This window comes from Lipingzhangella halophila (assembly GCF_014203805.1).
GTDB classification, from domain to species: domain Bacteria; phylum Actinomycetota; class Actinomycetes; order Streptosporangiales; family Streptosporangiaceae; genus Lipingzhangella; species Lipingzhangella halophila.
Window position 1 is genome coordinate 169,973 of record NZ_JACHJT010000001.1, and the last position, 25,763, is coordinate 195,735.

30 protein-coding genes are annotated in these 25,763 nt (G+C 67.2%); 26 read left to right on the top strand and 4 right to left on the bottom strand.

Going from position 1 to position 25,763, the window contains the following annotated elements; genetic code table 11:
- Positions 1–6 precede the first annotated feature (6 nt).
- From F4561_RS00835 to F4561_RS00845, 3 genes are all read left to right on the top strand, one after another.
- Positions 7–3,885 carry a DNA-directed RNA polymerase subunit beta' gene (locus F4561_RS00835; RefSeq protein ID WP_184573753.1) on the top strand — a complete coding sequence of 1,293 codons (3,879 nt, stop codon included), beginning with the start codon at positions 7–9 and terminating at the stop codon, positions 3,883–3,885.
- 1,065 nt (positions 3,886–4,950) lie between these two features.
- A complete protein-coding gene (locus tag F4561_RS00840; protein ID WP_184573756.1) occupies positions 4,951–6,990 on the top strand; it encodes a DUF4190 domain-containing protein in 2,040 nt (679 codons plus the stop codon).
- A gap of 259 nt (positions 6,991–7,249) precedes the next feature.
- A complete protein-coding gene (locus F4561_RS00845; RefSeq protein ID WP_221445319.1) occupies positions 7,250–8,032 on the top strand; it encodes a glutaminyl-peptide cyclotransferase in 783 nt (260 codons plus the stop codon).
- 110 nt (positions 8,033–8,142) lie between these two features.
- Here F4561_RS00845 and F4561_RS00850 read toward each other — a convergent pair whose 3' ends face one another.
- From F4561_RS00850 to F4561_RS00865, 4 genes are all read right to left on the bottom strand, one after another.
- On the bottom strand, positions 8,143–9,111 hold the full coding sequence (locus F4561_RS00850) for a hypothetical protein (RefSeq protein WP_184573760.1): 969 nt from the start codon (positions 9,109–9,111) through the stop codon (positions 8,143–8,145).
- Between the two features lie 45 nt (positions 9,112–9,156).
- Positions 9,157–9,324 carry a hypothetical protein gene (locus F4561_RS00855; protein ID WP_184573763.1) on the bottom strand — a complete coding sequence of 56 codons (168 nt, stop codon included), beginning with the start codon at positions 9,322–9,324 and terminating at the stop codon, positions 9,157–9,159.
- Between the two features lie 123 nt (positions 9,325–9,447).
- Positions 9,448–9,768, bottom strand: a complete 321-nt coding sequence (locus F4561_RS00860) for an immunity protein CdiI family protein (protein WP_184573766.1) — start codon at positions 9,766–9,768, stop codon at positions 9,448–9,450.
- Positions 9,769–9,797: 29 nt separating this feature from the next.
- Positions 9,798–11,348, bottom strand: a complete 1,551-nt coding sequence (locus F4561_RS00865; RefSeq protein ID WP_184573769.1) for a Hint domain-containing protein — start codon at positions 11,346–11,348, stop codon at positions 9,798–9,800.
- 644 nt (positions 11,349–11,992) lie between these two features.
- Here F4561_RS00865 and rpsL point away from each other — a divergent pair.
- The 23 genes from rpsL to rpsE all read left to right on the top strand — a co-directional run bounded on the left by rpsL (position 11,993) and on the right by rpsE (position 25,763).
- Positions 11,993–12,364, top strand: a complete 372-nt coding sequence (gene rpsL, locus F4561_RS00870) for a 30S ribosomal protein S12 (protein WP_184573772.1) — start codon at positions 11,993–11,995, stop codon at positions 12,362–12,364.
- 2 nt (positions 12,365–12,366) lie between these two features.
- Positions 12,367–12,837: a 30S ribosomal protein S7 gene (gene rpsG, locus F4561_RS00875; protein ID WP_184573775.1), complete on the top strand. Its 471-nt coding sequence runs from the start codon at positions 12,367–12,369 to the stop codon at positions 12,835–12,837.
- A gap of 46 nt (positions 12,838–12,883) precedes the next feature.
- The gene (gene fusA, locus F4561_RS00880) at positions 12,884–14,998 is read left to right on the top strand and encodes an elongation factor G (RefSeq protein ID WP_184573777.1); all 2,115 of its coding nucleotides are present in this window, start codon (positions 12,884–12,886) and stop codon (positions 14,996–14,998) included.
- Between the two features lie 51 nt (positions 14,999–15,049).
- Positions 15,050–16,243: an elongation factor Tu gene (tuf, locus tag F4561_RS00885; protein WP_184573780.1), complete on the top strand. Its 1,194-nt coding sequence runs from the start codon at positions 15,050–15,052 to the stop codon at positions 16,241–16,243.
- A gap of 252 nt (positions 16,244–16,495) precedes the next feature.
- Complete coding sequence (gene rpsJ, locus F4561_RS00890; RefSeq protein WP_013156110.1) at positions 16,496–16,804, top strand: 30S ribosomal protein S10; 309 nt, start codon at positions 16,496–16,498, stop codon at positions 16,802–16,804.
- A 13-nt stretch (positions 16,805–16,817) separates the two neighbouring features.
- Positions 16,818–17,468, top strand: coding sequence for a 50S ribosomal protein L3 (gene rplC / locus F4561_RS00895; RefSeq protein WP_184573783.1), 651 nt, complete (start codon positions 16,818–16,820; stop codon positions 17,466–17,468).
- A 3-nt stretch (positions 17,469–17,471) separates the two neighbouring features.
- A complete protein-coding gene (rplD, locus tag F4561_RS00900) occupies positions 17,472–18,143 on the top strand; it encodes a 50S ribosomal protein L4 (RefSeq protein ID WP_184573786.1) in 672 nt (223 codons plus the stop codon).
- Positions 18,140–18,430, top strand: coding sequence for a 50S ribosomal protein L23 (gene rplW / locus F4561_RS00905; RefSeq protein WP_184573789.1), 291 nt, complete (start codon positions 18,140–18,142; stop codon positions 18,428–18,430). Before rplD ends, rplW begins: the two co-directional genes overlap by 4 nt.
- 57 nt (positions 18,431–18,487) lie before the next feature.
- A complete protein-coding gene (gene rplB, locus F4561_RS00910; RefSeq protein ID WP_184573793.1) occupies positions 18,488–19,321 on the top strand; it encodes a 50S ribosomal protein L2 in 834 nt (277 codons plus the stop codon).
- A 12-nt stretch (positions 19,322–19,333) separates the two neighbouring features.
- Complete coding sequence (rpsS, locus tag F4561_RS00915) at positions 19,334–19,612, top strand: 30S ribosomal protein S19 (RefSeq protein WP_184573795.1); 279 nt, start codon at positions 19,334–19,336, stop codon at positions 19,610–19,612.
- 73 nt (positions 19,613–19,685) lie between these two features.
- Entirely contained in the window at positions 19,686–20,063 is a 378-nt protein-coding gene (gene rplV / locus F4561_RS00920) for a 50S ribosomal protein L22 (protein ID WP_184573798.1), read from the top strand.
- A complete protein-coding gene (gene rpsC / locus F4561_RS00925) occupies positions 20,063–20,905 on the top strand; it encodes a 30S ribosomal protein S3 (protein WP_184573801.1) in 843 nt (280 codons plus the stop codon). The genes rplV and rpsC overlap by 1 nt, the downstream gene beginning before the upstream one ends.
- A gap of 3 nt (positions 20,906–20,908) precedes the next feature.
- On the top strand, positions 20,909–21,325 hold the full coding sequence (gene rplP / locus F4561_RS00930; protein ID WP_184573804.1) for a 50S ribosomal protein L16: 417 nt from the start codon (positions 20,909–20,911) through the stop codon (positions 21,323–21,325).
- Positions 21,326–21,398: 73 nt separating this feature from the next.
- A complete protein-coding gene (gene rpmC, locus F4561_RS00935) occupies positions 21,399–21,653 on the top strand; it encodes a 50S ribosomal protein L29 (RefSeq protein ID WP_184573806.1) in 255 nt (84 codons plus the stop codon).
- Positions 21,650–21,928, top strand: coding sequence for a 30S ribosomal protein S17 (gene rpsQ / locus F4561_RS00940; RefSeq protein ID WP_184573808.1), 279 nt, complete (start codon positions 21,650–21,652; stop codon positions 21,926–21,928). The genes rpmC and rpsQ overlap by 4 nt, the downstream gene beginning before the upstream one ends.
- A gap of 101 nt (positions 21,929–22,029) precedes the next feature.
- Complete coding sequence (gene rplN / locus F4561_RS00945) at positions 22,030–22,398, top strand: 50S ribosomal protein L14 (RefSeq protein WP_123201926.1); 369 nt, start codon at positions 22,030–22,032, stop codon at positions 22,396–22,398.
- Positions 22,399–22,401: 3 nt separating this feature from the next.
- Positions 22,402–22,707 (top strand): 50S ribosomal protein L24, encoded by a 306-nt coding sequence (gene rplX, locus F4561_RS00950; protein ID WP_184573811.1) that lies wholly within the window; start codon positions 22,402–22,404, stop codon positions 22,705–22,707.
- Positions 22,707–23,306 (top strand): 50S ribosomal protein L5, encoded by a 600-nt coding sequence (rplE, locus tag F4561_RS00955; RefSeq protein ID WP_184573813.1) that lies wholly within the window; start codon positions 22,707–22,709, stop codon positions 23,304–23,306. The genes rplX and rplE overlap by 1 nt, the downstream gene beginning before the upstream one ends.
- 13 nt (positions 23,307–23,319) lie before the next feature.
- Positions 23,320–23,505: a type Z 30S ribosomal protein S14 gene (locus F4561_RS00960; protein WP_184573816.1), complete on the top strand. Its 186-nt coding sequence runs from the start codon at positions 23,320–23,322 to the stop codon at positions 23,503–23,505.
- 264 nt (positions 23,506–23,769) lie between these two features.
- Positions 23,770–24,168, top strand: a complete 399-nt coding sequence (gene rpsH, locus F4561_RS00965; protein WP_184573818.1) for a 30S ribosomal protein S8 — start codon at positions 23,770–23,772, stop codon at positions 24,166–24,168.
- A 15-nt stretch (positions 24,169–24,183) separates the two neighbouring features.
- Positions 24,184–24,720, top strand: coding sequence for a 50S ribosomal protein L6 (gene rplF, locus F4561_RS00970; protein WP_184573821.1), 537 nt, complete (start codon positions 24,184–24,186; stop codon positions 24,718–24,720).
- 2 nt (positions 24,721–24,722) lie between these two features.
- Positions 24,723–25,109 carry a 50S ribosomal protein L18 gene (gene rplR, locus F4561_RS00975; protein WP_281384134.1) on the top strand — a complete coding sequence of 129 codons (387 nt, stop codon included), beginning with the start codon at positions 24,723–24,725 and terminating at the stop codon, positions 25,107–25,109.
- A gap of 51 nt (positions 25,110–25,160) precedes the next feature.
- The gene (rpsE, locus tag F4561_RS00980; protein WP_184573823.1) at positions 25,161–25,763 is read left to right on the top strand and encodes a 30S ribosomal protein S5; all 603 of its coding nucleotides are present in this window, start codon (positions 25,161–25,163) and stop codon (positions 25,761–25,763) included.

Genomic DNA, 25,763 nt, shown 5'->3' on the forward strand with positions numbered 1-25,763 from the left:
AATTAAGTGCTCGACGTCAATTTCTTCGACGAGCTGCGCATTGGCCTCGCCACTGCCGACGAGATCCGGCAGTGGTCGCACGGTGAGGTCAAGAAGCCGGAAACCATCAACTATCGGACCCTCAAGCCGGAGAAGGACGGGCTCTTCTGCGAGAAGATCTTCGGTCCCACTCGCGACTGGGAATGCTACTGCGGCAAGTACAAGCGAGTCCGGTTCAAGGGGATCATCTGTGAGCGCTGTGGCGTGGAGGTCACCCGGGCCAAGGTCCGGCGTGAGCGCATGGGCCACATCGAGCTCGCCGCGCCGGTGACCCACATCTGGTACTTCAAGGGCGTGCCGAGCCGGCTCGGCTACCTGCTCGACCTCGCCCCGAAGGATCTCGAGAAGATCATCTACTTCGCGGCGTACATGGTCACCTGGGTCGACAACGACGCCCGGGACCGCGACATGCAGTCGCTCGAGGCGCGTATCTCGGTCGAGCGGCAGCATCTTGAGCAGCGGCGCGACTCCTCGGTCGAGGAGCGGCACCGCAAGCTTGAGGCCGACCTCGCCGAGCTGGAGGAGCAGGGCGCGAAGGGCGACGCCCGGCGCAAGGTGCGCGAGAGCGCCGAGCGCGAGATGCGCCAGATCCGTGAGCGGGTGCAGCGCGAGATCGACCGGCTCGAAGAGGTGTGGAACCGGTTCAAGACCCTCAAGGTGCAGGACCTTGAGGGCGACGAGATGCTCTACCGCGAGATGCGCGACCGCTTCGGGAAGTACTTCCGGGGCGGCATGGGCGCCCAGGCCATCCAGGAGCGGCTGGGCAACTTCGACCTCGACGCCGAGGCCGAGAAGCTGCGCGAGACCATCCGCAGCGGCAAGGGGCAGAAGAAGGCGCGCGCGCTGAAGCGGCTGAAGGTCGTCTCGGCGTTCCTGAACACCCGGAACAGCCCCATGGGGATGGTCCTCGACTGCGTCCCGGTGATCCCGCCGGACCTGCGGCCGATGGTGCAGCTCGACGGTGGCCGCTTCGCGACCTCCGACCTGAACGACCTGTACCGCCGGGTGATCAACCGGAACAACCGGCTCAAGCGCCTGCTCGACCTGGGCGCGCCCGAGATCATTGTCAACAACGAGAAGCGGATGCTGCAGGAGGCCGTCGACGCGCTGTTCGACAACGGCCGCCGCGGTCGTCCGGTCACCGGTCCGGGCAACCGCCCCCTGAAGTCGCTCTCCGACATGCTAAAGGGGAAGCAGGGCCGGTTCCGGCAGAACCTGCTCGGTAAGCGTGTCGACTACTCGGGCCGTTCGGTCATCGTCGTCGGTCCGCAGCTCAAGCTGCACCAGTGCGGCCTGCCCAAGCAGATGGCGCTGGAGCTGTTCAAGCCGTTCGTGATGAAGCGCCTGGTCGATCTGAACCACGCGCAGAACATCAAGAGCGCCAAGCGGATGGTGGAGCGGTCCCGGTCGGTCGTGTGGGACGTCCTCGAAGAGGTCATCACCGAGCACCCGGTGATGCTGAACCGGGCGCCGACCCTGCACCGGCTGGGTATCCAGGCGTTCGAGCCGCAACTGGTCGAAGGCAAGGCCGTCCAGATCCACCCGCTGGTCTGCACCGCCTTCAACGCCGACTTCGACGGTGACCAGATGGCGGTGCACCTGCCGCTGTCGGCCGAGGCGCAGGCCGAGGCGCGGCTGCTCATGCTGGCGACCAACAACATCCTGAAGCCGTCCGACGGTAAGCCGGTGACCATGCCCACGCAGGACATGGTGATCGGGCTCTACTACCTGACCACCCTCACGGAGGGCGCGAAAGGCGAGGGCCATGCCTACCGTTCGCCGGCCGAGGCGCTCATGGCCTACGACATGGGCGAGCTCGACCTCCAGGCGCAGATCAAGCTCCAGGTTCCCGGTGAGATCCCGCCGCCCCACGAGTGGGAGAAGCCTGAGGACTTCCAGGCCGGCGACGACTACGTACTGGAGACCACGCTCGGCCGGTACCTCTTCAACGAGACCACGCCGGCCGACTACGCGTTCGTCAACTTCCAGGTAGCCAAGAAGCAGATCTCCACGCTGGTCAACGACCTCGCGGAGAACTACGCGAAGGCCCAGGTCGCTTCCACGCTGGACGCCCTGAAGGACGCCGGGTACACCTGGGCGACCCGTTCGGGGCTCACCATCGGGATCGACGACGTCGTCGCCCCGCCGCATAAGCAGGACATCCTGGACAGCTACGAGAAGCAGGCCGACAAGATCCAGCGGGAGTTCGACCGCGGTCTGATCACCGACGACGAGCGCCGCCAGGAGCTCACGGAGATCTGGACCAAGGCCACGAACGAGGTCGCCGAGGAGATGGAGGAGAACTTCCCGGCCGACAACCCGGTGTGGATGATGGTGCAGTCGGGTGCCCGCGGTAACCCGATGCAGGTCCGGCAGATCGCCGGCATCCGCGGCCTGGTCTCCAACACCCGGGGTGAGACGATCCCGCGTCCGATCAAGTCCTCCTACCGCGAGGGCCTGTCGGTGCTGGAGTACTTCATCTCCACGCACGGTCAGCGCAAGGGTCTGGCCGACACCGCTCTGCGTACGGCCGACTCCGGCTACCTCACGCGGCGCCTGGTCGATGTCGCCCAGGACGTCATCGTCCGGGAGCTCGACTGCGGCACGGACCGGTCGATCTGGCAGGAGGTCGGGGAGAAGAACGCTCGTGGCGTCGTCGTGCGCAAGCACAACGTCGAGAACACGGGCTTCGGCCGGACCATCGCCGAGGATGTCGTGGCTGACGGCGGGCTCGTCGTACCGGCGCTCACCGACACCTCCGAGGGCACCATCGACAAGCTGGTCGCCCACGGTGTCGAGCGGGTGCGGGTGCGGAGCTCCCTCACCTGCGAGGCCAAGATCGGAGTCTGCACCACGTGCTACGGCCGCTCGATGGCGACCGGCAAGCCGGTCGACGTCGGTGAGGCCATCGGCATCATCGCCGCGCAGTCCATCGGTGAGCCGGGTACCCAGCTGACCATGCGGACCTTCCACATGGGCGGGTCCGCCGGGCAGGACATCACCCACGGTCTGCCGCGTGTGCAGGAGCTGTTCGAGGCCCGCATCCCCAAGGGTGTGGCCCCGATCAGCGAGCTCGACGGGCGGATCCGGATCGACGACACCGAGAAGAGCCGCAAGATCATCCTGCTGCCGGATGACGGCTCCGATGAGATCTCCTACCCGGTGCCCATGCGGGCGCAGCTCCTGGTGAGCGACGGCGAGCACGTGGCGGTCGGCCAGCAGCTGATCCAGGGCGCCATCAACCCCCACGAGGTGCTGCGTATCCAGGGGCCGCGCGCGGTCCAGCAGCACCTGGTGTCGGAGGTGCAGGAGGTCTACAAGTCGCAGGGTGTCTCGATCCACGACAAGCACATCGAGATCATCGTGCGGCAGATGCTCAAGCGGGTGAACATCCTGGAGTCCGGCGACACCGAACTGCTGCCCGGCGAGATGGTCGAGCGGCCCAAGTTCGAGTCGATCAACCGGCAGGTGGTGGCCGAAGGCGGCCACCCGGCGGCCGGACGGCCGGTTCTCCTCGGTATCACCAAGGCATCGCTGGCCACAGAGTCGTGGCTGTCCGCGGCGTCCTTCCAGGAGACCACCCGGGTCCTCACCGAGAACGCGATTCACGGCAAGAGCGACCCCCTCGTTGGTCTCAAGGAGAACGTGATCATCGGTAAGCTCATTCCGGCCGGTACCGGCTTGCCGCAGTACCGGAATGTCCGGGTCGAGCCGACCGAGGAGGCCAAGGCGTCGATGTACTCCGTCACGGGCTACGAGGAGCCCAGCGAGTACACCTTCGGGCAGGGGGGAACCGGCGAGGCCGTCCCGCTGGAGGAGTACGACTTCGGCCCCTACAACAGGTGAGCCTAGCGATGACGTGTGCGATCGGATGACCGATCGAGCGACGGCGGTAGTGCGCCCCAACGTGGGGGGAACTACCGCCGTTCGTCGTTGTCGCTCGGCATACTCAGGTTCGGATGGGGACTCTAACGCTCAGGCGTGGTCTGGAGATCGAGGACAGTGACCGAAAACGGGGGAGAGCCGTACGGCAGGCCAGACGGTGAGCCCGAACCCCGGCAGGACGATCCGGGGTCATGGTTCCACGGCAACCGCTACCGCACCCAGTCGCAGTATCAGGATCCGTACGGCAACCCGGACAGGGGACCGGCCGAGGAGTACCAGCGCGGCCCCGACGGCGCACCAGTGGCATACGGCGAGTACCCGGGCGACCACAGCGGAACGGGCGACAGCCGGTTCCCGCACACCGGGGGCTACCCGGGGATGAGCGGCCAGCCCCCGGGCATGGCGGAGCCGTACCCGTCTTCGCTGGGCGGACCGGGAGCACCGCCGGCCCCGCCCGGCACGCCGAACTACCCGGAAGGGTCCCCGAACCCGGGCGCACCGTCCTACCCCGGCGCGCCGGGGGATCCACACGTACCGCCCCCCCAGCCTCCGGCGAGCCGCCCCTACGCGCCGCCCTCCGGAGCACCGTGGGATACCGCGGAGGGCGATCGCTACTCCCCGGGTGCCGGGTGGGCACCGCGCCCCGGGGGGGACTACCCGGGGGGCGCGGATGACCGCTCCGCCTACACGCAGGGTGGTCCTTCCAGCGCTTCCTCCTCGGAACCACCTTTTCGGGAGCAGGGTGGCGCACCCCAATACCAGGAGCCGGGGCCGTGGCCGCGCGAAGGCGGCGGGCCTGACCGGCAGCCCGGCTACGGGCCGGGCGAGACGTACCCGCCCGCGTCCGGAGCCCCGGGCGGACCCGGCGGTTACCCGGGGAACCAGCCCGGCAATGCGGGAATGCCGGGCCCGCCCCCTTCTCCCGCGGCACCAGAGCCCCCCGGTAGCGGCGGATCCCGGCCCGGGGACCCGCCGCCTTTCGGGAACGATCCCGGCTGGCAGCGTCCGAGCGGCCCTCCGCCGGCGGTGAGCGATCCCGGGTGGCAGCGTTCCAGTGACCCGCCACCCGCGATCAACGATCCCGGCTGGCAGCGTCCGAGCGACCCGTCGTCTTTCGGGAACGATCCCGGGTGGCAGCAGCATCCCGGGGGCACGGGAGGCTACTCGCCGCCGCCGAATGGGGCGCGCGAGGACGGGTCCGCTTCTGCCGGGTACGGCGGCACATCGCCGGTGTACCGCGACCCGCTCGACGACACCAACGGGCCGGAGTCCCGTGTCGGCCAGCTTTCCGACCCGTTGAACGATCCGCTCGGCGGGCCCCGAACGCCGCCCCGCTCGCCGGGTCCCGGCCCGGGACCCGACCCCGGGCCGGATCCCGACTCCCTTGGCACAACGCGGTTCGGCGGGAGTGCGCCGGGAAGCGCCGCTCCTCCGGAGCGTCCCGCCAGTGGTGAGCCCCGGGACCGGTATGACGACGAGCTTTCCCGCCCTCGGCCCAGCCGGTACGGCCCCGAGAGCGAAACGGCGGGACCACCGCCAAGCGCGCACGGCCCTCCCCCCGGAACCCCCGGTTACCCGGACTACGGCGCATCCGCGGGCGAGCCCGGCCCCGCGGCGGGTCCTTTCGGCGCTTCGGACGGCACGCGGGACGTGACCGGTGCGCCCGGCGGAGCCACCGAGGGTGGTCTGGGCACGGGGAGCGGCAACACCTGGGCGTTCAGCCGGGACGACTACTCCCTGCAGGATCTGCGGAAGGCCGCCATCGACGCGGTCGAGATGCAGCGCGGCGCCCCCGGCCAGGACGCTCCGCCGTCGCAGCCCGACTCCGGTCCCGGCGTCGGGCCCTTCGGCGACCCCGAGCCGCGGCCGACCCCCCCACCCGGGGCAGGCACCGGTGTTCCCGGTGACCAGCCCGGTGGCGGGTACGGCGGCCCGATGGGCGATCGGTACCCCAGCGATTCCGCGCCTCCGGGCCCACCCGCTGATGACCCGCTGACGGCACTGGCGGCCGAGCAGGCGGCGGGGAGGCTCGCCGAGCAGGGTGGCCCGGAGCACGGGGCCGGACCGCGGGGGAGCACCCACGGCACCGGGCCCCCCGCCCCACCAGGGGAGGGGACCCAGGCAATGCCGGCCGTCTCGGACGAGCTGGGGCCCTACCCTCGCGGCGCACCCGGGCTGGGCCCGGACGGCGGCGCGTCCGGTTACCCGGGCGAGCCCGCCCCGCAGTATCCCGAGACCGGATCCCCGGGATACGGGTACTATCCCGACACCCGTCCCGGCGAGCCCGCCGACGGCTCGCCAGGCCCGGTCGAGGGGCGTTCCGGGGCAGCCGCGCCGCCGTACGGCCATGAGGCCTATCACGCGGAGCCCCGAAACGACGGCTACGGCGGTCCCTCCGGTGACCCGTGGAGCGGTCCGGTGGCTTACGACCCCGGCGACGGCGAGTACGGCTATGGCGGTACCGCCGGGCGCCGTTACGACGACAGGCAGGAGGAGCCCGGCTACGACGGGTACCGGGGCTACGAGAGCGATCAGGGCTACCAGGACTACGGCCAGTCCCCCGAGCACGGCTACCCGGGGCCCGCGCAGTACCAGGAGCCCGGCGAATACCAGGCCTACCCCGATCAGGGCTACCAGGACTACGGCGAGTACGGCCGGCACGACGGGTACGAGGACTACGACGACCGTTCGCGGGACCGCCGCGGCCACCGCGACGCCATCGACGCGGACTTTCCGGACTTCGGCGGACAGCCGCTCGGCGGTGCGGCGGGCGATCCGTACCCGGGGTACGACAACCTCGACGACGGATACTGGCCCGACACCGACCGCGGGGCGACGACCACCATGTGGCTCGGGATTCTCGCCCTGGTTCCGGTGATCGGCCTCGTCGGGGCGATCGGGGTGTTCATCGTCGGGCCGAAGGCCCGTACCCGGATCCGCCGGTCGCAGGGAGAGCTGGAAGGCCAGAACCTGATCTTGATCGGCACGATCCTGGCGATCGTCGGGCTCGTGCTCACGTTCCTCGGCGCGGCGTGGGGCGCGGTGTCCTTCGTGACCGGGGGATAAGGAGCGACGCGTAACGGGGTGGGGCGCCCGGACCCGGGCACCCCACCCCGTTTTCTTGCGCTCTCCGGCGCGAGCGGGGTCAAAGCGCGCACTTGTCGATGGGCGTCAGTCCCGTAATCCTCCCGGCTCCGCTGCGTGAACAGTGCGCAATCCGGACTCCCCGGACACCCGGCCGTTAGGGTGGTGGTCCTCGTCGTGTTCGGGAGTTGCGGAATCGGGGAAGGCCGTGCGTCCTCTGAGGCAGTGGGCTGGAGCCGCCGTGGCCGCGGTGGTGGTGGTTGTGCTGCCCGCCACGTCGGCGCCGCGGGAGACCGGGCCGGCGGGAGCGGCAAGCGCCGAATCCGCGGAACGTCTGCGGGTGGACATCGTCGAGAGCTACCCGCACGATCCCGGGGCGTTCACGCAGGGGTTCGAGCTGCGCGGCGACTCGCTGTACGAGAGCACCGGCCGTTACGAGGAGTCCGACGTCCGCGTGGTCGACTGGGAAAGCGGTGCCGTCGAGCACCGGGTCGAGCTTCCCGACACCGCTTTCGGCGAGGGCCTCACGCTCGTTGACGACACGGTGTGGCAGCTCACCTGGCACGAAGGGACCGCGTTCCGGCGCGACGCCGAGACCCTGGAGGAGACCGGACGAGTGAGCTACGACGGTGAGGGCTGGGGGTTGTGTTACGACGACGCCGCCGGCCACCTGGTGATGAGTGACGGCACCGACGAGCTGACGTTCCGCGACCCCCGGACCTTCGAGCCGTTGTCCACCACGGTGGTAACGCTCGACGGCGAGCCCCTGGACATGCTGAACGAGCTGGAGTGCGCCGGCGGGGCGGTCTGGGCCAACGTCTGGCAGACCGACGACATCGTGCGGATCGACCCGGCCAGTGGCATCGTCGAGGCGGTCGCGGACGCGTCCGGGCTGCTCCCGGAGTCCGACCGGTCCGGCGCCGACGTCCTCAACGGCATCGCGGCGGTCCCGGACAGCGACACGTTCCTGCTCACCGGAAAACTGTGGCCCCACGCCTTCCAGGTGGAGTTCGTGCCGCGGTGAAAAGCGGGGCGCGCGCCTGGGTCAACCGGCCTCATAAGCGCGCAGGACACGACCCGGTACGGCGCTGCTCCGGGCGAATGCGCCCGGCGAGAACCCGCAGCCGTGCGGGGTCAACCGAGGGGCCACCGTTGGACGACCGTGCCGTCGGGGTCCGGGACGACCGCTTCGATCCGGTGGGAAACGTCCTCGGGCTCGGGGAACAGATACGCGCCCTCTGGGAGCGCGGGGCCTTCGCGAAGCTTGTTCCGCAGCTCAGCGGCGTCCTCGTAGCGCGTGACGGCCAGTACCGGTGACCCGGCGCGTTCGACCGCGCACAGCCATCGGCGCTCAGCGAGGTCCTCCGGATCGTCGTCAGTGAGCGCGGAGAGTACCTGTCTTGCCTGCTCAGCGGTATGACTCGCGATGCCGAAGTATCCGGCCACGAGTGATCGGGGGTGAACCCGCCGCCGAACGCGGTCGGTCGCGCCCGGCCGGAGCCGGTACCAGTGCTCGCCGAGGCTTCCGCTGGCCCAGATCTCCCACAGGAGATGAACGCCGGGCTGTCCGGAGCGATCGGCGACCGTGTTCCAGAAGGCGTTGTCCGCGGCCGTGGTCAGGTACTCCGCGCCTTCCTCGCCTTCGTGGGTCTCCGCGTACTGGGGCGCGTCGTAGACGCGCAGTCCAAGGGAGTCCAACTCCTCGGCCACGGCGGAGATGTCGAAGCTGGTCGAAACCCTGAGCTGGAAGTCGAACCCGAAGGAGAGGACGAGGCGCCCCGGACGGGTCAGTGCGCACCAGATTCCTTCCTGGCGGAGAGCGCGGCGCGCGATCTCCTCGGCCCTTTGGTGCGTGACCACCGCGCCGTCGTGGAAGTTGTCCGCAGTCAGACCGTTCCGCTCGTCGAGTTCGGGCCAGCGGATCGTGAACCCCTCGCCGCCCGCCGCGCGCGCGAGCAGCCTGATCGCACTGATGTAGGCGTCCTCGGCGCGGAGGTAGTCCTCCCAGGTGATCTCTGCCCCGTCGACCGACTGGCCCACGTCCGATCTCGACGTCCAGGCCCCGAAGACCCGGTCGTCCTTGACCACCTGGTAGTGACGCATCAGTCCGCCAGCCAGACTCCGTACTCGGGGAGCTGCTCCGCTGGATCAGCCGTTCCGGGGCGCGTGCGCGCGCAGGCTCTCGATTCTCTCCAGCTCACGGGAATAGTCCTGGGACTGGCCCGAAACGATGCGGCGCATCTCGCCGAAGAAGTGGGCTCCCGCGTCCAGGAGGGCTTCCGTGAACGACTCCTCCTCCACCTGCGCGGAATACACCTCCGAGGGGCGCACCCGTAGGGAGACGACAAGACGGTTGGCACGGACCCGTTCGAAGGCGAGCGCGATCGACTGGTCCGGGAAGTACGTCCACGCTCGCTCTGCCGCTTCCGATGCCCGGCGTCAGGAGATCCTGTAACTCTTTCTCTCCAGGTCATCGAAATAGAGCACCGACCATTCCTCTCCCATTTCGCCAGACACCCGTTCCGCCAGCTCGCGTCCACGCCGTACGAAACGGGACCAGTCCTCCTGTGACCGGAACCCGGACTCCTTCGGGTCATCAGGATCCAGGGTCGCGTCGAACTCGTCGGCCCAGTGGTTCAGTGCCGTGGCCAGTTCATCACTGAGACCGATCCAGGAGGAATGTGGTGAGGTGTTCTCGTGGATTTCGTCCCCGCGGGACTCATCGCGGACCCAGAGCGGGTAGCACTCAAAGTCCGCCATAACCTTGACGGTTCCCAATCGTTCGCCCATCAACTCGCTGGATTCGCACCTACGATAAACCCGTTGCTGCCTACGGTCACCGCGACCCTGTGGGTTTCGCCATTGAACTCGACCTCGTAGATCGGCCTTCCGTTGCCCCGCCCCTGGGTGCCGACCTGGCGTCCCTCGGAAGCGGCTTTGGTCACAAGGTCGGGAACCTCGTTCTCGCTTATTCCCCTTCGCGCGAAGTCGTCAGAGTGCTCTCCGAGAATATGCTGCAACCCTGCCCTGGAATTCCCATTCTCCAGGAACACGACCTGGTCGTCGGACGTACGCCGGGCTGTGGAGACGAGGTCCTCCTCCGAGAACTTTACCCCGTTGTTCTTGAGCTCCTCGACATGTTCGGGGTTGGTGCGGGGGGTGCTACTGCCGGGCGGGTCGCAGGGACCATTGCCGTTGTTCTGGTTGTGGACGAGGACGCTCGTGCCGCCCGCGGAGACATAGTAGGTGTGCAGGTCGTGCACGGTGAGGTTGTGCACGGTCTGGCGCTGGGTGAACTCGTTCAGGCCGGCGACGGTGACGGCGCCGCCGTCCGGGGCGCGGAGCTGGTCGCCCGGCCGCAGTGAGTCCGCCTGGACCCACTCCCGGTCCTCCTTGTCCCAGAACCGGTGGTGCCCGGTCGCGGTGATCTCCTCCCCGCCCTCGTCGGTCAGGACGGTGAGGGTGACGAGCTCCTTGTCCCCGAAACTGGTGATGGTGTCGGTGACAGGCCGCGGCGCGGTCGTGCCGGTTTCCGGATCCGCGGCCACCACGTAGTCGCCCGTGTCGATGTCGGCGATCGCTTGCGTGCCGCCTCCGGCGAGCAGGACGGGCGTGTCCGCGGGGAAGCTGTTGCGGCCTCCAGGCTCGAGGCCGCAGGCTTCGAGGGCTTCGTCGCGGCTGCCGCGGGCGTTGTCGGCGGCCTCCTCGGCGTCGTCAAGGCGGCCGCTGCGCCGGCGCCACTTGGTGACCAGCCGGGCGATGGCGGGGATCTTCTTGGCGACCTTGGCGGCCTTGCCCCAGGGGGCGAAGCCGACCACGGTCCAGATGCAGGCCACGATGTCGCCCTCAGTGAGGCAGTCCTCGGCGTCCTGGAGGCCGATCAGCTCCTTGAGTAGCTGCAGCAGCTCCTCGAAGACCTCGTCATAGGAGGACTCGGCCTCCTCCAGCTCCTCCTCGGCATCCTCCAGGTCACTCTCGGCCTCCTCGAGGTCCTCAGCGAGCTCCGGGTCGTAGTTCTCGTTGCCGGATTCCTCGCCGCCGTCCCCGGACTCGCCGTCCTCGTCCTCGGAGCCGTCACCCCCGTCGCCGGACTCCTCGCCGCCACCCGGCTCGTCCTCTCCGTCCCCGGACTCGTCATCGCCGCCGGAGTCCTCATCGGGGTCGCCGGCCGCGGCCTCCTCGCACTCCTGGTCGCCGGGAACGAGGCACATGCTGCGGTCGAGTAGCGCGCGGACGTCACCGGGCAGACCGAACCCGATGACCGCCGCTGTGACCGCGGCCACCAAGAGGATCACGGCGCCGTACTCGACCTTTCCGGCGCCGGCCTCAGCCCGCCACACCCACCGCACTTCGAACCCCCGATTGCAAGAGTGGATCAGGCACGAACCAGAGAAAGAGCAAACAAAAGGTTACGAGCTTCATGGCCCGGGCGTCGTGGGCCCTTGGGCCCAATTGTGCGGGGATTCCGGTCACGAACCCCTGCGGTGGCCAGGGGGCGGCACCAGGCAGGGTGCGGCGTATTGCTCTTCAGGAGCCATCCGGGCGGGCTCGTGCCCCGGCTTCGCGGGCGGGCGGTGGCGTGCCTGAGCGCGGCCCGAAAATTCGGACGCGACCAGTCGCTCGGAGCGCGTACACTAGGAAAGGCCTACGGCAGCATAGGGCGGAGAAGGTGGCTGCCGGAGCACGCGACTGCCGTTTTGACCGGGCTCTTGCGCTTCGGTACGCTCTAACTTCGTGCCCGTGAGTCGACGGGTCACACGTGCGCGCCTTGTGGCCGCCCTCTAGGGCGGTGGAGCGAGAGCGCTGCGTGATACCTCCTCCCTGACAATCGGCCGCTAGGCCGGGCTTGTTCGGTTTCGCCCGACGTCGGGTAGCTGGCGACACGCCCGGATTCGGGGGTCGGGAGGAACGGGAAGTTCAGCAGGTCATCGACAGCGAATCGGCTACGAGAACCGGCGTAGGTCACGAGGAAGACGGAGACGCGGTGCCCACCATCCAGCAACTGGTCCGCAAGGGCCGACAGGACAAGGTCGCAAAGAACAGGACCCCGGCGCTGAAGGGGAGTCCGCAGCGTCGTGGTGTGTGCACGCGTGTTTACACCACTACGCCGAAGAAGCCGAACTCCGCGCTTCGCAAGGTCGCCCGCGTGAAGCTCAGCAGCGGGACCGAGGTCACGGCCTACATCCCCGGCATTGGGCACAACCTGCAGGAGCACTCCATCGTGCTCGTCCGTGGCGGCCGGGTGAAGGACCTTCCGGGTGTCCGGTACAAGGTCGTCCGCGGATCCCTCGACACCCAGGGCGTCCGTAACCGAAAGCAGGCGCGCAGCCGTTACGGCGCTAAGAAGGAGAAGTAAGCATGCCGCGCAAGGGCCCGGCGCCAAAGCGCCAGCTAATCACCGACCCGGTCTACGGGTCGCCTCTGGTGACGGCACTGATCAACAAGGTGCTGCTGGACGGCAAGCGCTCCATTGCCCAGAGCATCGTCTACGACGCGCTCGAAGGGGCTAAGGAGAAGACCGGCCAGGACCCGCTGGTGGTTCTGAAGCGTGCGCTGGACAACGTGAAGCCCGCGCTTGAGGTGCGCAGCCGCCGTGTTGGTGGCGCCACCTACCAGGTGCCGGTCGAGGTCCGCGCCTCCAGGAGCACCACACTCGCGCTCCGGTGGCTTGTCACCTACTCACGCAAGCGCCGCGAGAAGTCAATGACCGAGCGCCTCATGAATGAGCTGGTCGACGCCAGCAACGGTCTGGGCGCCAGTGTCAAGCGCCGCGAGGACACCCACAAGATGGCGGACTCCAACAAGGCTTTCGCTCACTACCGCTGGTAGTCCCCGCGGCTTATTCGATACCTGAGACCGAGAGAAGACGAGCCAAATGGCTACCACTGCTCTTGACCTGGCCACGGTCCGCAACATCGGGATCATGGCGCACATCGACGCGGGCAAGACCACGACGACTGAGCGGATCCTCTTCTACACCGGCGTGAACTACAAGCTCGGTGAGGTCCATGACGGCGCGGCCACCATGGACTGGATGAAGGAGGAGCAGTCGCGCGGGATCACGATCACGTCCGCGGCGACCACCACCCACTGGAACGACCACACGATCAACATCATCGACACGCCCGGCCACGTGGACTTCACGGTTGAGGTCGAGCGTGCGCTGCGTGTGCTCGACGGCGCGGTCGCGGTCTTCGACGCCAAGGAAGGTGTCGAGCCCCAGTCCGAGCAGGTGTGGCGGCAGGCCGACCGCTATGGCGTCCCCCGGATCTGCTTCATCAACAAGATGGACAAGATCGGGGCGGAGTTCCAGCGCTGTGTCGACATGATGTCCGACCGCCTCGGCACCACGCCGATGCCGATCCAACTGCCGATCGGGGCCGAGTCCGACTTCAAGGGTGTCATCGACCTCGTCCACATGAAGGCCTACGTCTGGAACGACGAGGCCGCCAAGGGCGAGATGTACGACACGATCGACATCCCGGAGTCGCACGTCGAGGCCGCGCGTGAAGGGCACGACAAGCTGGTCGAGACGCTGGCCGAGGCCGACGACGAGATCATGGAGCTCTACCTCGAGGGCGAGGAGCCCACGGTGGAGCAGATCGTTCCGGCCATTCGGCGTGCCACGATCGCCGGCACCGCCATCCCGGTCCTGTGCGGCACCGCGTTCAAGAACAAGGGCGTGCAGCCGTTGCTCGACGCGATCACCACGTACCTGCCCTCACCGCTGGACGTCAGCGCGATCAGCGGGTACGACGCCAAGGACGAGAAGCAGGAGACCAGCCTCTCTCGCAAGCCGAGCGAGGACGAGCCGATGTCCGCTCTGGTCTTCAAGATCATGAGCGACCCACATCTGGGCAAGCTGACCTACCTGCGGGTCTACTCGGGCGTCATCCAGACCGGTACGCAGGTGATGAACGCCGTGAAGGGGCGCAAGGAGCGCATCGGCAAGATCTACCGGATGCACTCCAATAAGCGCGAGGAGATCGAGCGCGTCGGTGCGGGCGACATCGTCGCCGTGATGGGGCTGAAGGACACCACGACGGGCGAGACGCTGTGCGACCCCGCGCAGCCGATCGTGCTGGAGTCGATGTCCTTCCCGGCGACGGTCATCCAGGTGGCCATCGAGCCGAAGACGAAGAGCGACCAGGAGAAGCTGTCCGTCGCTATTCAGCGGCTCGCCGACGAGGACCCGTCGTTCCAGGTCTCCACGGACGAGGAGACCGGCCAGACAGTCATCGCCGGCATGGGCGAGCTGCACCTGGAGGTCCTCGTCAACCGCATGCGTGACGAGTTCAAGGTCGAGGCGAACATCGGTAAGCCGCAGGTGGCCTACCGCGAGACCATTCGCAAGAAGGTCGAGAGCGTCGAGTACACCCACAAGAAGCAGACGGGTGGCTCCGGCCAGTTCGGCCGCGTCATCATCGACCTCGAACCGCTCGTGGCCGACGGTGAAGGCGACAGCGCCGGTTACGAGTTCGTCAACAACATCACCGGTGGACGTATCCCGCGGGAGTACATCCCGTCGGTGGACGCCGGTTGCCAGGAGGCCGCGGAGTTCGGTGTCCTCGCCGGGTACCCGATCGTGGGGATCAAGGTGACCCTGCAGGACGGCCAGTACCACGACGTGGACTCCTCCGAGCTCGCGTTCAAGGTCGCCGGATCCATGGCGTTCAAGGACGCGGCTCGCAAGGCCAAGCCGGTCCTGCTGGAACCGGTCATGGCCGTCGAGGTCACGACCCCCGAGGACTACATGGGCGATGTGATCGGCGACCTGAACAGCCGGCGCGGGCAGATCCAGTCGATGGAGGAACGTGCTGGTTCGCGGATCGTCAAGGCCCAGGTGCCTCTTTCGGAGATGTTCGGCTACGTGGGTGACCTGCGCAGCCGTACGCAGGGTCGAGCGCAGTACACGATGGTGTTCGACACCTACGCGGAGGTCCCGTCCAGTGTCGCCGAAGAGATTGTGGCGAAGGCGCGCGGCGAGTAACCGCGACACGTAACCAGTTAGCTAGCAAACCGTACGTCTAGGAGAAGTCCAGTGGCGAAGGCCAAGTTCGAGCGGACCAAGCCGCACGTAAACATCGGCACCATCGGTCACATCGACCACGGTAAGACCACGCTTACCGCCGCGATCACCAAGGTCCTCCACAACCAACTGCCGGAGCTGAACCCGTTCACTCCGTTCGAGGACATCGACAACGCTCCTGAGGAGAAGGAGCGCGGCATCACGATCTCCGTCGCGCACGTCGAGTACGAGACGGAGCAGCGCCACTACGCCCACGTGGACTGCCCCGGCCACGCCGACTACGTGAAGAACATGATCACCGGTGCCGCGCAGATGGACGGTGCGATCCTGGTCGTGGCGGCCACTGACGGCCCGATGCCGCAGACCAAGGAGCACGTCCTGCTGGCTCGCCAGGTTGGCGTTCCCTACATCGTTGTCGCGCTGAACAAGGCCGACATGGTCGACGACGACGAGATCTTCGACCTGGTGGACCTGGAGGTCCGCGAGCTCCTCAACGAGTACGAGTTCCCCGGTGACGAGGTCCCGGTGGTCAAGGTCTCCGCGCTCAAGGCGATGGAGGGCGACGAGGCCGCCGGCGAGCAGGTCATGGAGCTCATGAAGGCCGTCGACGAGAACATTCCGAACCCGGAGCGCGACGTCGACAAGCCCTTCCTGATGCCGATCGAGGACGTCTTCTCGATCACCGGTCGCGGCACCGTTGTCACCGGCCGCGTCGAGCGCGGTGTCATCAAGACCAGCGAGACCGTCGACATCGTCGGCATCAAGGACGAGAAGCAGACCACGACCGTCACCGGCGTGGAGATGTTCCGCAAGCTGCTCGACCAGGGCCAGGCCGGCGACAACGTCGGTCTGCTGCTGCGCGGCATCAAGCGTGAGGACGTCGAGCGCGGCCAGGTTGTCATCAAGCCGGGCACGACCACCCCGCACACCGAGTTCGAGGCGCAGGTCGTCATCCTGTCCAAGGACGAGGGCGGACGGCACACGCCCTTCTTCAACAACTACCGGCCGCAGTTCTACTTCCGCACCACGGACGTCACCGGCGTCGTCACGCTGCCCGAGGGCACCGAGATGGTTATGCCGGGCGACAACACCGAGATGTCGGTCCAGCTGATCCAGCCGGTAGCCATGGAGGAGGGCCTCAAGTTCGCCATCCGCGAGGGTGGCCGGACCGTCGGCGCCGGCCGGGTTACCAAGATCATCAAGTAGGACCAACCGCGGGGGCGGTGCCGCCAAAGGGGCGCCGCCCCCAAGGCGGTCGGGCAGCGAGCGCCGGCCGGGCCGCCACAAGGAACGACGTCATCGGGCTCTGTAGCGGTGATGCACCTCAGGGGATAGCCCTGTAGCAGTTTCTCAGGTGAATAGGGCCTCACGAACGACAAGGGCAGCCTCTGCAGTGCATGGGGCCTCAACTGGCACCGTGCCACTACGGACACATAAGCGAAGGACGAAAAGGCCACCATGGCGGGACAGAAGATCCGCATTCGGCTCAAGGCCTATGACCACGAGGTCATCGACAGCTCGGCTCGCAAAATTGTCGAGACCGTGACGCGGACTGGCGCGCAGGTCGCTGGCCCGGTGCCGTTGCCGACGGAAAAGAACGTTTACTGTGTCATCCGTTCGCCGCACAAGTACAAGGACTCGCGTGAGCATTTCGAGATGCGCACGCACAAGCGGCTGATCGACATTATCGACCCGACGCCGAAGACCGTCGACTCGCTTATGCGGCTCGACCTTCCGGCCGGCGTCGACATCGAGATCAAGCTTTAAGGGACGCACTGACATGGCCACCAAGCAGATCAAGGGAGTACTGGGCGAGAAGCTCGGCATGACCCAAGTCTTCGACGACCAGGGCAAGGTCGTGCCCGTCACGGTCCTGAAGGCCGGTCCGTGCGTCGTGACCCGCGTCCGGACTCCCGACACCGATGGCTACTCCGCCATCCAACTCGGGTACGGGCAGATCAACCCGCGCAAGGTGAACAAGCCACTCGGCGACTACCTGCGCAGGCACGGTCTGACCCCGCGCAGGCACTACGTCGAGGTGCGCACGAGCGAGGCCTCCGAGTACCAGCTCGGCCAGGAGATCACCGCCGAGGACTTCGAAGCCGGCCAGAAGGTCGACGTCACGGGCAAGAGCAAGGGCAAGGGCTTCACCGGTGTGATGAAGCGCCACGGCTTCCGCGGCCTCGGCGCCTCGCACGGTACCCAGCGCAAGCACCGCTCACCCGGAGCCATCGGCGGCGCCGCCACGCCCGGGCGCGTGTTCAAGGGGACCAAGATGGCCGGACGCTCGGGGAACAAGCGCACGACCATCCAGAGCCTCGTCGTGCACCAGGTTGACGCCGAGAAGGGCCTCGTGCTCGTCAAGGGCGCGGTTCCCGGGCCCAACGGTGGGCTGGTGCTGGTTCGCACCGCCGTGAAGGAGGTCAGCTAAGTCATGGCGACGATCGAGGTCAAGAACCCCGACGGTGCGTCGGGCCGGAGCGTCGAGCTGCCCGGGTCGATCTTCGACCAGAAGGTGAACATCCCCCTGATGCACCAGGTCGTTATCGCCCAGCAGGCGGCGGGCCGGCAGGGGACGCACTCGACGAAGACCCGCGGCGAGGTCCGCGGCGGCGGGAAGAAGCCGTACCGCCAGAAGGGGACCGGCCGCGCGCGGCAGGGCTCCATCCGCGCCCCGCAGTTCACCGGCGGCGGCATTGTGCACGGGCCCAAGCCCCGCGACTACAGCCAGCGCACGCCCAAGAAGATGAAGGCCGCCGCTCTGCGCGGGGCCCTGTCCGACCGGGCGCGCCACGGCCGGGTGCACGTCATCAGCGAGTTCGTCGCCGAGGACGTCACCAGCAAGCGAACCCAGACCGCTATGAAGGCGCTGCGCCAGGTCACCGAATCCAGCAAGGTGCTGGTGGTCCTGGGTCACGAGGACACGAACAACCGTCTCGCGCTGCGCAACCTGAGCGAGGTGCACGTCCTCGACGCCGGCCAGGTGAACACCTACGACGTCCTGAAGTCGGACGACATCGTCTTCACCGAGCACGGCTACGAGGAGTTCCTGGCCCACGCGGCCGGCGCCTCGACGACCGGGATGTCTCAGGAGGACGACCAGTGAGGATCCCTGACCCTCGGGACATCATCGTCGAACCGGTGATCTCCGAGAAGAGTTACGGGCTGCTGGACGAGAACAAGTACACGTTCATCGTCCGGCCCGACGCCAACAAGACACAGATCAAGATCGCGGTCGAGAAGATCTTCGACGTGAAGGTCACGAGCGTGAACACGATCAACCGTCCGGGCAAGCGCAAGCGTACGCGTTTCGGCTACGGGAAACGGCCCGACACCAAGCGCGCCATTGTCAGCCTGCGCGACGGTGACCGGATCGACATTTTCGGCGCCTGACTCGTGTTCGCCTGACCGCTTCGAACCGATTACCACGTTAAGGAATGCGCGAAGAAGATGGGCATTCGTAAGCACAAGCCGACGACACCGGGTCGTCGCGGGTCGAGCGCGAGCGACTTCGTCGAGATCACGCGCTCGACGCCCGAGAAGTCCCTGGTGCGTCCGCTCCACTCCAAAGGCGGGCGGAACGGCCACGGCCGGATCACCACGCGCCACCAGGGCGGTGGACACAAGCGGGCCTACCGGGTGATCGACTTCCGCCGGCACGACAAGGACGGCGTCCCCGCGAAGGTCGCGCACATCGAGTACGACCCGAACCGCACCGCGCGGATCGCGCTGCTGCACTACGCCGACGGGGAGAAGCGCTACATTCTCGCCCCGGCCGGTCTCAAGCAGGGCAACAAGGTGGAGAACGGGCCCAAGTCCGACATCAAGCCGGGCAACTGCCTCCCGCTGCGGAACATCCCGACGGGTACGTTCGTGCACGCGGTCGAGCTGAAGCCGGGCGGTGGCGCGAAGCTGGGCCGTTCCGCGGGAACGCAGATCCAGTTGCTCGCCAAGGAAGGCAAGTACGCCACGCTGCGTATGCCCTCCGGTGAGATGCGCCAGGTCGAGATCACCTGCCGCGCCACGGTCGGTCAGGTCGGGAACGCCGAGCAGTCCAACATCAACTGGGGCAAGGCCGGCCGCATGCGGTGGAAGGGCAGGCGCCCGACCGTCCGCGGTGTCGTCATGAACCCGGTTGACCACCCCCTTGGCGGTGGCGAGGGCAAGAGCTCGGGTGGTCGCCATCCGGTCAGCCCCTGGGGCAAGCCCGAAGGGCGCACCCGCAGGCCGAACAAGGACAGCGACCGGCTCATCGTGCGTCGGCGTAGCAAGAAGAAGCGGTAAGGAGCACGTCAGATGCCACGTAGCCTGAAGAAGGGGCCTTTCGTCGACGACCATCTGATCAAGAAGGTGGACGCGCAGAACGAGAAGGGCACCAAGAACGTCATCAAGACTTGGTCGCGGCGCTCCATGATCATTCCGGAGATGATCGGACACACGATCGCCGTCCACGATGGCCGTAAGCACGTCCCGGTGTTCATCTCCGAATCGATGGTGGGCCATAAGCTCGGCGAGTTCGCTCCCACGCGCACTTTCCGCAGCCACGTCAAAGAGGACCGCCGTAGCCGCCGTTAGCGGTTGCAGGAGCGTAGAAGAGCCGTTTCCCCACGGTGCGTGGGGGTGATTTTCCGTGAGCGAGGGAAAAGCGATGGGAACCAGGGCCCGGGCACGGTATATCCGTGTTACGCCCCGAAAGGCCCGCCGGGTGGTGGACCTTATTCGCGGGTTGCCCGCTGACGAGGCACAGGCGGTACTCCGGTTCGCCCCGCAGTCGGCGAGCGAACCGGTTGGCAAGGTGCTCGCGAGCGCCATTGCCAACGCCGAGCACAACGACAAGCTGGACCGCGAGACGCTGGTGGTCAGCCGCACCTGGGTGGACGAGGGTCCGACCCTGAAGCGGATTCGGCCGCGAGGCTTCGGCCGTGCGTTCCGGGTGACCAAGCGGACGAGCCACATCACTGTTGTCGTCGAGCCGAAGGAAACCGCTGGCGGCTCGGCGGCGAAGACGAAGGAAAGGACCCGATAGTGGGGCAGAAAGTCAACCCGCACGGGTTCCGGCTCGGCATCTCCACCGATTTCAAGAGCCGGTGGTACGCCGACAAGCTGTATAAGGACTACGTCAAGGAAGACGTGGCCATCCGCCGGATGCTGAACCGCGGCATGGAGCGCGCCGGAATCTCCAAGGTGGACATCGAGCGCACCCGTGACCGTGTCCGGGTCGACGTGCACACCGCCCGGCCGGGCATTGTCATCGGTCGCCGGGGCTCCGAAGCGGACCGCATCCGCGCCGACCTCGAAAAGCTGACGAAGAAGCAGGTACTGCTGAACGTCTTCGAGGTCAAGACGCCTGAGATCGATGCACAGCTCGTCGCCCAGGGTGTCGCGGAGCAGCTTTCGAGCCGGGTCGCGTTCCGACGGGCCATGCGCAAGGCAATGCAGAGCGCGATGAAGAGCGGCGCCAAGGGCATCCGCATCCAATGTGGCGGACGCCTGGGTGGCGCAGAGATGTCGCGTTCGGAGTTCTACCGCGAAGGCCGGGTGCCGCTGCACACGCTGCGCGCCGACATCGACTACGGCTTCTTCGAGGCCCGTACGACGTTCGGCCGCATCGGCGTGAAGGTCTGGATCTACAAGGGCGACGCCCCGCAGACCCGGGCCGAGCGCGAGGCCGCGCAGGCCGCACAGCGCGCCCCGGGTGGCGGCGGTGGCGGAGGCGCCGGCGGCCAGCAGCGCCGCGAGCGTTCTTCGCAGCGCCGGCGCCGCGGCGGCGGCCAGCAGGGCGGGCAGAACGCCCAGTCCGAGGCGAAGTCCGGTGCGACCGCCGAGGCGGGACAGGGCACCGAGAAGTCCGGGAAAGAGGGGAGCTGACCAATGCTCATTCCCCGCAAGGTGAAGTACCGCAAGCAGCACCACCCGGACCTCAGCGGTCGCGCCAAGGGTGGAACGCGGCTGAACTTTGGTGAGTACGGGATCCAGGCGATCGAACCCGCCTACGTCACCAACCGGCAGATCGAGGCCGCCCGTATCGCCATGACGCGGCACATCCGCCGCGGCGGGAAGGTGTGGATCAACATCTTCCCGGACCGGCCCATGACCAAGAAGCCCGCGGAGACCCGCATGGGTTCCGGCAAGGGCTCTCCCGAGTGGTGGGTCGCGCCGGTCAAGCCCGGGCGTGTGATGTTCGAGCTCTCGGGTGTGGCGGAGCCGGTGGCCAAGGAAGCCCTGCGCCGGGCGATGCACAAGTTGCCCATGAAGTGCAAGTACGTGAAGCGCGAGGTGTGGGAGTAATGGTGCGTGCGATGCGCGGGCTCCCGTCGTCGGGCGTTGACAAGGCAAGTAGCAAGCGCGAAGTGGAGGCGTGATGGCGAAGTCCCTGACCGCCCAGGAGCTTCGGGACCACTCCCAGGAGGATCTGGTCTCCAAGCTCAAGGAGGCGAAGGAAGAGCTGTTCAACCTCCGCTTCCAGGCCGCCACCGGGCAGCTTGACAACCATAGTCGGCTGCGCACCGTGAAGCGCGAGATCGCGCGGATCTACACGGTCATGCGGGAGCACGAGCTCGGCATCATGCCGCTTGCTGGTGAGTCGGCTGAGAAGGCGAAGGAAGCGGCCGAATGAGCGAGACCAACAACAAGACCGCCACGCGTAACTACCGCAAGGTGCGCGAGGGCTATGTCGTCAGCGACAAGATGGCCAAGACCGTCGTTGTCGAGGTGGAAGACCGCGTGAAGCACTCGCTTTACGGCAAGGTCATCCGCCGCACCACGAAGTACAAGGCCCACGACGAAGCGGAGACCTGCGGTGTCGGCGACCGGGTGCGCATGATGGAAACCCGGCCGCTGTCCGCGACCAAGCGCTGGCGCGTCGTGGAGATCCTGGAGAAGGCTAAGTAAACCCCTGCCTTGGCGGTCGGTTTGTGGTGATCGGCCGCCCAAGGGGTGAGACCACCTAGCATGCGCGGGCGTAAGCCCGGGCGCAGTTATCAGGAGCAGACGTGATTCAGCAGGAGTCGCGACTCAAGGTCGCCGACAACACGGGGGCCAAGGAGATTCTGACCATCCGTGTCCTTGGCGGCTCGGGTCGGCGGTACGCGAGCACCGGCGACACCATCGTGGCGACGGTGAAGGACGCCCTTCCCGCCGCTGGCGTGAAGAAGGGCGATGTCGTCAAGGCCGTGATCGTGCGCACCCGGAAGGAGCGCCGCCGGCCCGACGGCTCCTACATCCGTTTCGATGAGAACGCCGCTGTGCTCATCAAGGACGGCGGGGATCCGCGGGGCACTCGCATCTTCGGCCCGGTCGGGCGCGAGCTGCGGGAGAAGAAGTTCATGCGCATCATCTCGCTAGCGCCGGAGGTGCTCTAGGCGATGAAGATTAAAAAGAACGACGAGGTCATCGTCATCGCCGGCAAGGACAAGGGTGCCACTGGGAAGGTCATCCGGGCCATTCCCAAGGAGGAGCGTGTCGTTGTCGAGGGCGTGAACCTCATCAAGAAACACAAGAAGGCCAACCCGGCGGGCGGTCAGCAGGGCGAGGTCGTCACGAAGGAGGCGCCGATCCACGTGAGCAATGTTGCGATCGTGGAGGACGGCAATCCCGTCCGTGTCGGTTACCGCTTCGAGGAGGACGGAACGAAAGTTCGGATCTCCCGCCGTACCGGTAAGGACATCTGATGACGGTCACTAACGACACCGACACAGGCACCGACACTGCCACCGTCGCCCGGGAGATGCCCCGGCTCAAGCAGAAGTACCGCTCCGAGATCGCCCCGGCGCTCCAGGAGGAGTTCGGGCTGGGCAACGTCATGCAGATCCCCGGGCTGACCAAGATCGCGGTCAACATGGGGATCGGCGAGGCCGCCCGCGACGCGAAGCTCATCCAGGGTGCGGTCGCCGATCTGTCGGCGATCACCGGGCAGAAGCCGAAGGTGAACCGGGCGCGGAAGTCGATCGCGCAGTTCAAGGTGCGCGAGGGAATGCCCATCGGGGTCAGCGCGACGCTTCGCGGCGACCGGATGTGGGAGTTCCTCGACCGCTTGCTCTCGCTGGCGCTGCCGCGGATCCGCGACTTCCGCGGGTTGTCTCCCAAGCAGTTCGACGGGCACGGCAACTACACGTTCGGCCTGACCGAGCAGGTGATGTTCCACGAGATCGATCCGGACCGGATCGACCGCCCTCGTGGGATGGACATCACGGTCGTTACCTCGGCGACCACCAACGAGCAAGGGCGGAGCCTGCTCAAGCAGCTCGGCTTCCCGTTCAAGGAAGCCTGAAGGGTGACAACAGATGGCTAAGAAAGCGTTGATCGCCAAGGCGAACCGGAAGCCGAAGTTCGCGGTTCGCGGATATACTCGGTGTTCGCGGTGCGGGCGTTCGCGTGCCGTCTACCGGAAGTTCGGCCTCTGCCGCATCTGCTTCCGCGAGATGGCGCACCGCGGCGAGCTTCCGGGTATCACCAAGGCTAGTTGGTAAGTCCCTTCCGGGCCGGTCCGACGCACGGGCCGGCCTGGATCGCTGCTGTCCGCGGCAGCGTACGGGATGCGGCAGGGAGCGATTCCGCCGCACCAACGATCGAGTGACAGACAACCGACCGGGCAGTGGCCGGCTACGCCGGCGGCTGCCCATGACCACGCCGTAGGTCCTAGAGGAACCACGTGCGCCCACGGGGCGCGCGGAACAGGCTAGAGGGAAAGTCCTGTCCTTGGGGAAACCGCGGCGAGGAAGGGCCAATCGGCCATGACGATGACCGACCCGATCGCAGACATGCTTACGCGTCTGCGCAACGCGAATTCGGCATATCACGAGATCGTGCGAATGCCGTATTCGAAGATCAAGGCACACATCGCCGAGATCCTCAAGCAGGAAGGCTACGTTCAGGACTGGCGCACCGAGGAAGCCGCGGTTGGTCAGGACCTCCTGGTGGAGCTGAAGTACGGGCCCACGCGGGAGCGTTCGATCGCTGGCGTCCGCCGGGTGTCAAAGCCGGGCCTGCGGGTCTACGCGAAGAAGGACAACCTTCCGCGGGTCCTGGGAGGCCTTGGTGTGGCCATCATTTCGACGTCCGGCGGCCTGATGACCGACAAGCAGGCCAAGAAGCGAGGCGTGGGCGGCGAAGTCCTCGCCTACGTCTGGTAGAGGGAGAGAATCAGCATGTCGCGTATCGGTCGACTGCCGATCTCGGTCCCCAAGGGCGTCGAAGTCACGATTGACGGGCAAGACGTCAAAGTCAAGGGGCCGAAGGGCGAACTGAGCCACTCCGTGGCTGAGCCGATCACCGTGTCCCACGAGGACAGCACAATCACGGTCGAGCGTCCCGACGACCACCCCGACAACCGCTCGCTGCACGGGCTCACGCGTGCCCTGCTCGCGAATCTGGTCGAGGGTGTCTCCAAGGGCTTCACCAAGACCCTGGAGATCCACGGTGTGGGTTACCGGGTCCAGGCCCGTGGAGACAACCTGGAGTTCTCGCTGGGCTACAGCCACCCCGTTGTGGTGGAGCCGCCGGAGGGCGTGACCTTCCGCGTTGAGCGGCCGACCCTGCTGCACGTCGAGGGCATCGACAAGCAGCTTGTCGGGCAGGTCGCCGCGAACATCCGCAGCCTGCGCAAGCCCGACCCGTACAAGGCCAAGGGCGTGCGGTACCAGGGTGAGCAGATCCGCCGCAAGTCCGGAAAGGCGGGTAAGTGAGCATGACGAAGAGCATGGTGCGGGCTCGCAAGGGGACGGCTACGCGCACGGCGCAACGTGCGCGGCGGCACCTGCGCGTTCGCAAGAAGATCTCGGGTACGCCCGAGCGGCCGCGTCTGGTCGTGACCCGCTCCTCCAAGCACATCGTTGCCCAGGTCATCGACGACACCCGGGGACACACCCTGGTGTCGGCGTCGAGCATGGACACGACTGTCCGGGGTGGAGAGAAGACCAAGACCGAGCGGTCGCGCGAGGTCGGTGCGCTGTTGGCGCAGCGGGCCAAGGACGCGGGGATCAGCGCGGTTGTCTTCGACCGCGGTGGCTTCCAGTACCACGGCCGCATCGCCGCGCTGGCCGACAGCGCGCGCGCCGGCGGGCTGGAGTTCTGATCGGATGAGCTCCACCCAACGCAGTAACTACCACGAGAAGAGGAACCACTGATGGCTGCAGCTCCGCGGCGCGGCGCCGGTGGCGAGCGGCGAGACCGCCGTGACGATCGCCGCGGCGGCGCCGCAGACAAGGGTGTCTCCTATATCGAGAAAGTCGTGACCATCAACCGGGTCGCCAAGGTCGTCAAGGGCGGGCGGCGCTTCAGCTTCACCGCTCTGGTGGTCGTAGGCGACGGCAACGGCATGGTCGGAGTGGGATACGGCAAGGCCAAGGAGGTGCCCTCGGCGATCGCCAAGGGTGTCGACGAGGCCAAGAAGAACTTCTTCCGAGTGCCGCGAATCCAGGGCACGATCACGCACAAGGTGCAGGGCGAGGACGCCGCAGGCGTCGTCCTGCTGCGCCCGGCCGCTCCTGGTACCGGTGTTATCGCCGGTGGTCCGGTTCGTGCGGTTCTGGAGTGCGCGGGGGTCCACGACGTCCTCAGCAAGTCGCTGGGGTCGGCCAACCCGCTGAACATCGTGCACGCGACCGTCGCCGGGCTGAAGCAGTTGAAGCAGCCCGAGGAGATCGCCGCGCGCCGTGGCATGCCGCTTGAGGACGTCGCACCGGCCGCGATGCTGCGCGCCCGGGCGGAGACGAAAGCGGGTGCCTGA

What these genes read in the sequence shown, in the direction of transcription:
- rplF (WP_184573821.1), top strand. Translation starts at nt 24,184, where the DNA reads ATGTCGCGTATCGGTCGACTGCCGATCTCGGTCCCCAAGGGCGTCGAA.
- rpsQ (WP_184573808.1), top strand. Translation starts at nt 21,650, where the DNA reads ATGAGCGAGACCAACAACAAGACCGCCACGCGTAACTACCGCAAGGTG.
- rplX (WP_184573811.1), top strand. Translation starts at nt 22,402, where the DNA reads ATGAAGATTAAAAAGAACGACGAGGTCATCGTCATCGCCGGCAAGGAC.
- rplP (WP_184573804.1), top strand. Translation starts at nt 20,909, where the DNA reads ATGCTCATTCCCCGCAAGGTGAAGTACCGCAAGCAGCACCACCCGGAC.
- rplE (WP_184573813.1), top strand. Translation starts at nt 22,707, where the DNA reads ATGACGGTCACTAACGACACCGACACAGGCACCGACACTGCCACCGTC.
- rplB (WP_184573793.1), top strand. Translation starts at nt 18,488, where the DNA reads ATGGGCATTCGTAAGCACAAGCCGACGACACCGGGTCGTCGCGGGTCG.
- rpsG (WP_184573775.1), top strand. Translation starts at nt 12,367, where the DNA reads ATGCCGCGCAAGGGCCCGGCGCCAAAGCGCCAGCTAATCACCGACCCG.
- F4561_RS00860 (WP_184573766.1), bottom strand. Translation starts at nt 9,768, where the DNA reads ATGGCGGACTTTGAGTGCTACCCGCTCTGGGTCCGCGATGAGTCCCGC.
- rplV (WP_184573798.1), top strand. Translation starts at nt 19,686, where the DNA reads ATGGGAACCAGGGCCCGGGCACGGTATATCCGTGTTACGCCCCGAAAG.
- rpmC (WP_184573806.1), top strand. Translation starts at nt 21,399, where the DNA reads ATGGCGAAGTCCCTGACCGCCCAGGAGCTTCGGGACCACTCCCAGGAG.
- fusA (WP_184573777.1), top strand. Translation starts at nt 12,884, where the DNA reads ATGGCTACCACTGCTCTTGACCTGGCCACGGTCCGCAACATCGGGATC.
- rpsJ (WP_013156110.1), top strand. Translation starts at nt 16,496, where the DNA reads ATGGCGGGACAGAAGATCCGCATTCGGCTCAAGGCCTATGACCACGAG.
- F4561_RS00850 (WP_184573760.1), bottom strand. Translation starts at nt 9,111, where the DNA reads ATGCGTCACTACCAGGTGGTCAAGGACGACCGGGTCTTCGGGGCCTGG.
- rpsS (WP_184573795.1), top strand. Translation starts at nt 19,334, where the DNA reads ATGCCACGTAGCCTGAAGAAGGGGCCTTTCGTCGACGACCATCTGATC.
- rplR (WP_281384134.1), top strand. Translation starts at nt 24,723, where the DNA reads ATGACGAAGAGCATGGTGCGGGCTCGCAAGGGGACGGCTACGCGCACG.
- rpsH (WP_184573818.1), top strand. Translation starts at nt 23,770, where the DNA reads ATGACGATGACCGACCCGATCGCAGACATGCTTACGCGTCTGCGCAAC.
- rplC (WP_184573783.1), top strand. Translation starts at nt 16,818, where the DNA reads ATGGCCACCAAGCAGATCAAGGGAGTACTGGGCGAGAAGCTCGGCATG.
- rplD (WP_184573786.1), top strand. Translation starts at nt 17,472, where the DNA reads ATGGCGACGATCGAGGTCAAGAACCCCGACGGTGCGTCGGGCCGGAGC.
- F4561_RS00960 (WP_184573816.1), top strand. Translation starts at nt 23,320, where the DNA reads ATGGCTAAGAAAGCGTTGATCGCCAAGGCGAACCGGAAGCCGAAGTTC.
- rpsE (WP_184573823.1), top strand. Translation starts at nt 25,161, where the DNA reads ATGGCTGCAGCTCCGCGGCGCGGCGCCGGTGGCGAGCGGCGAGACCGC.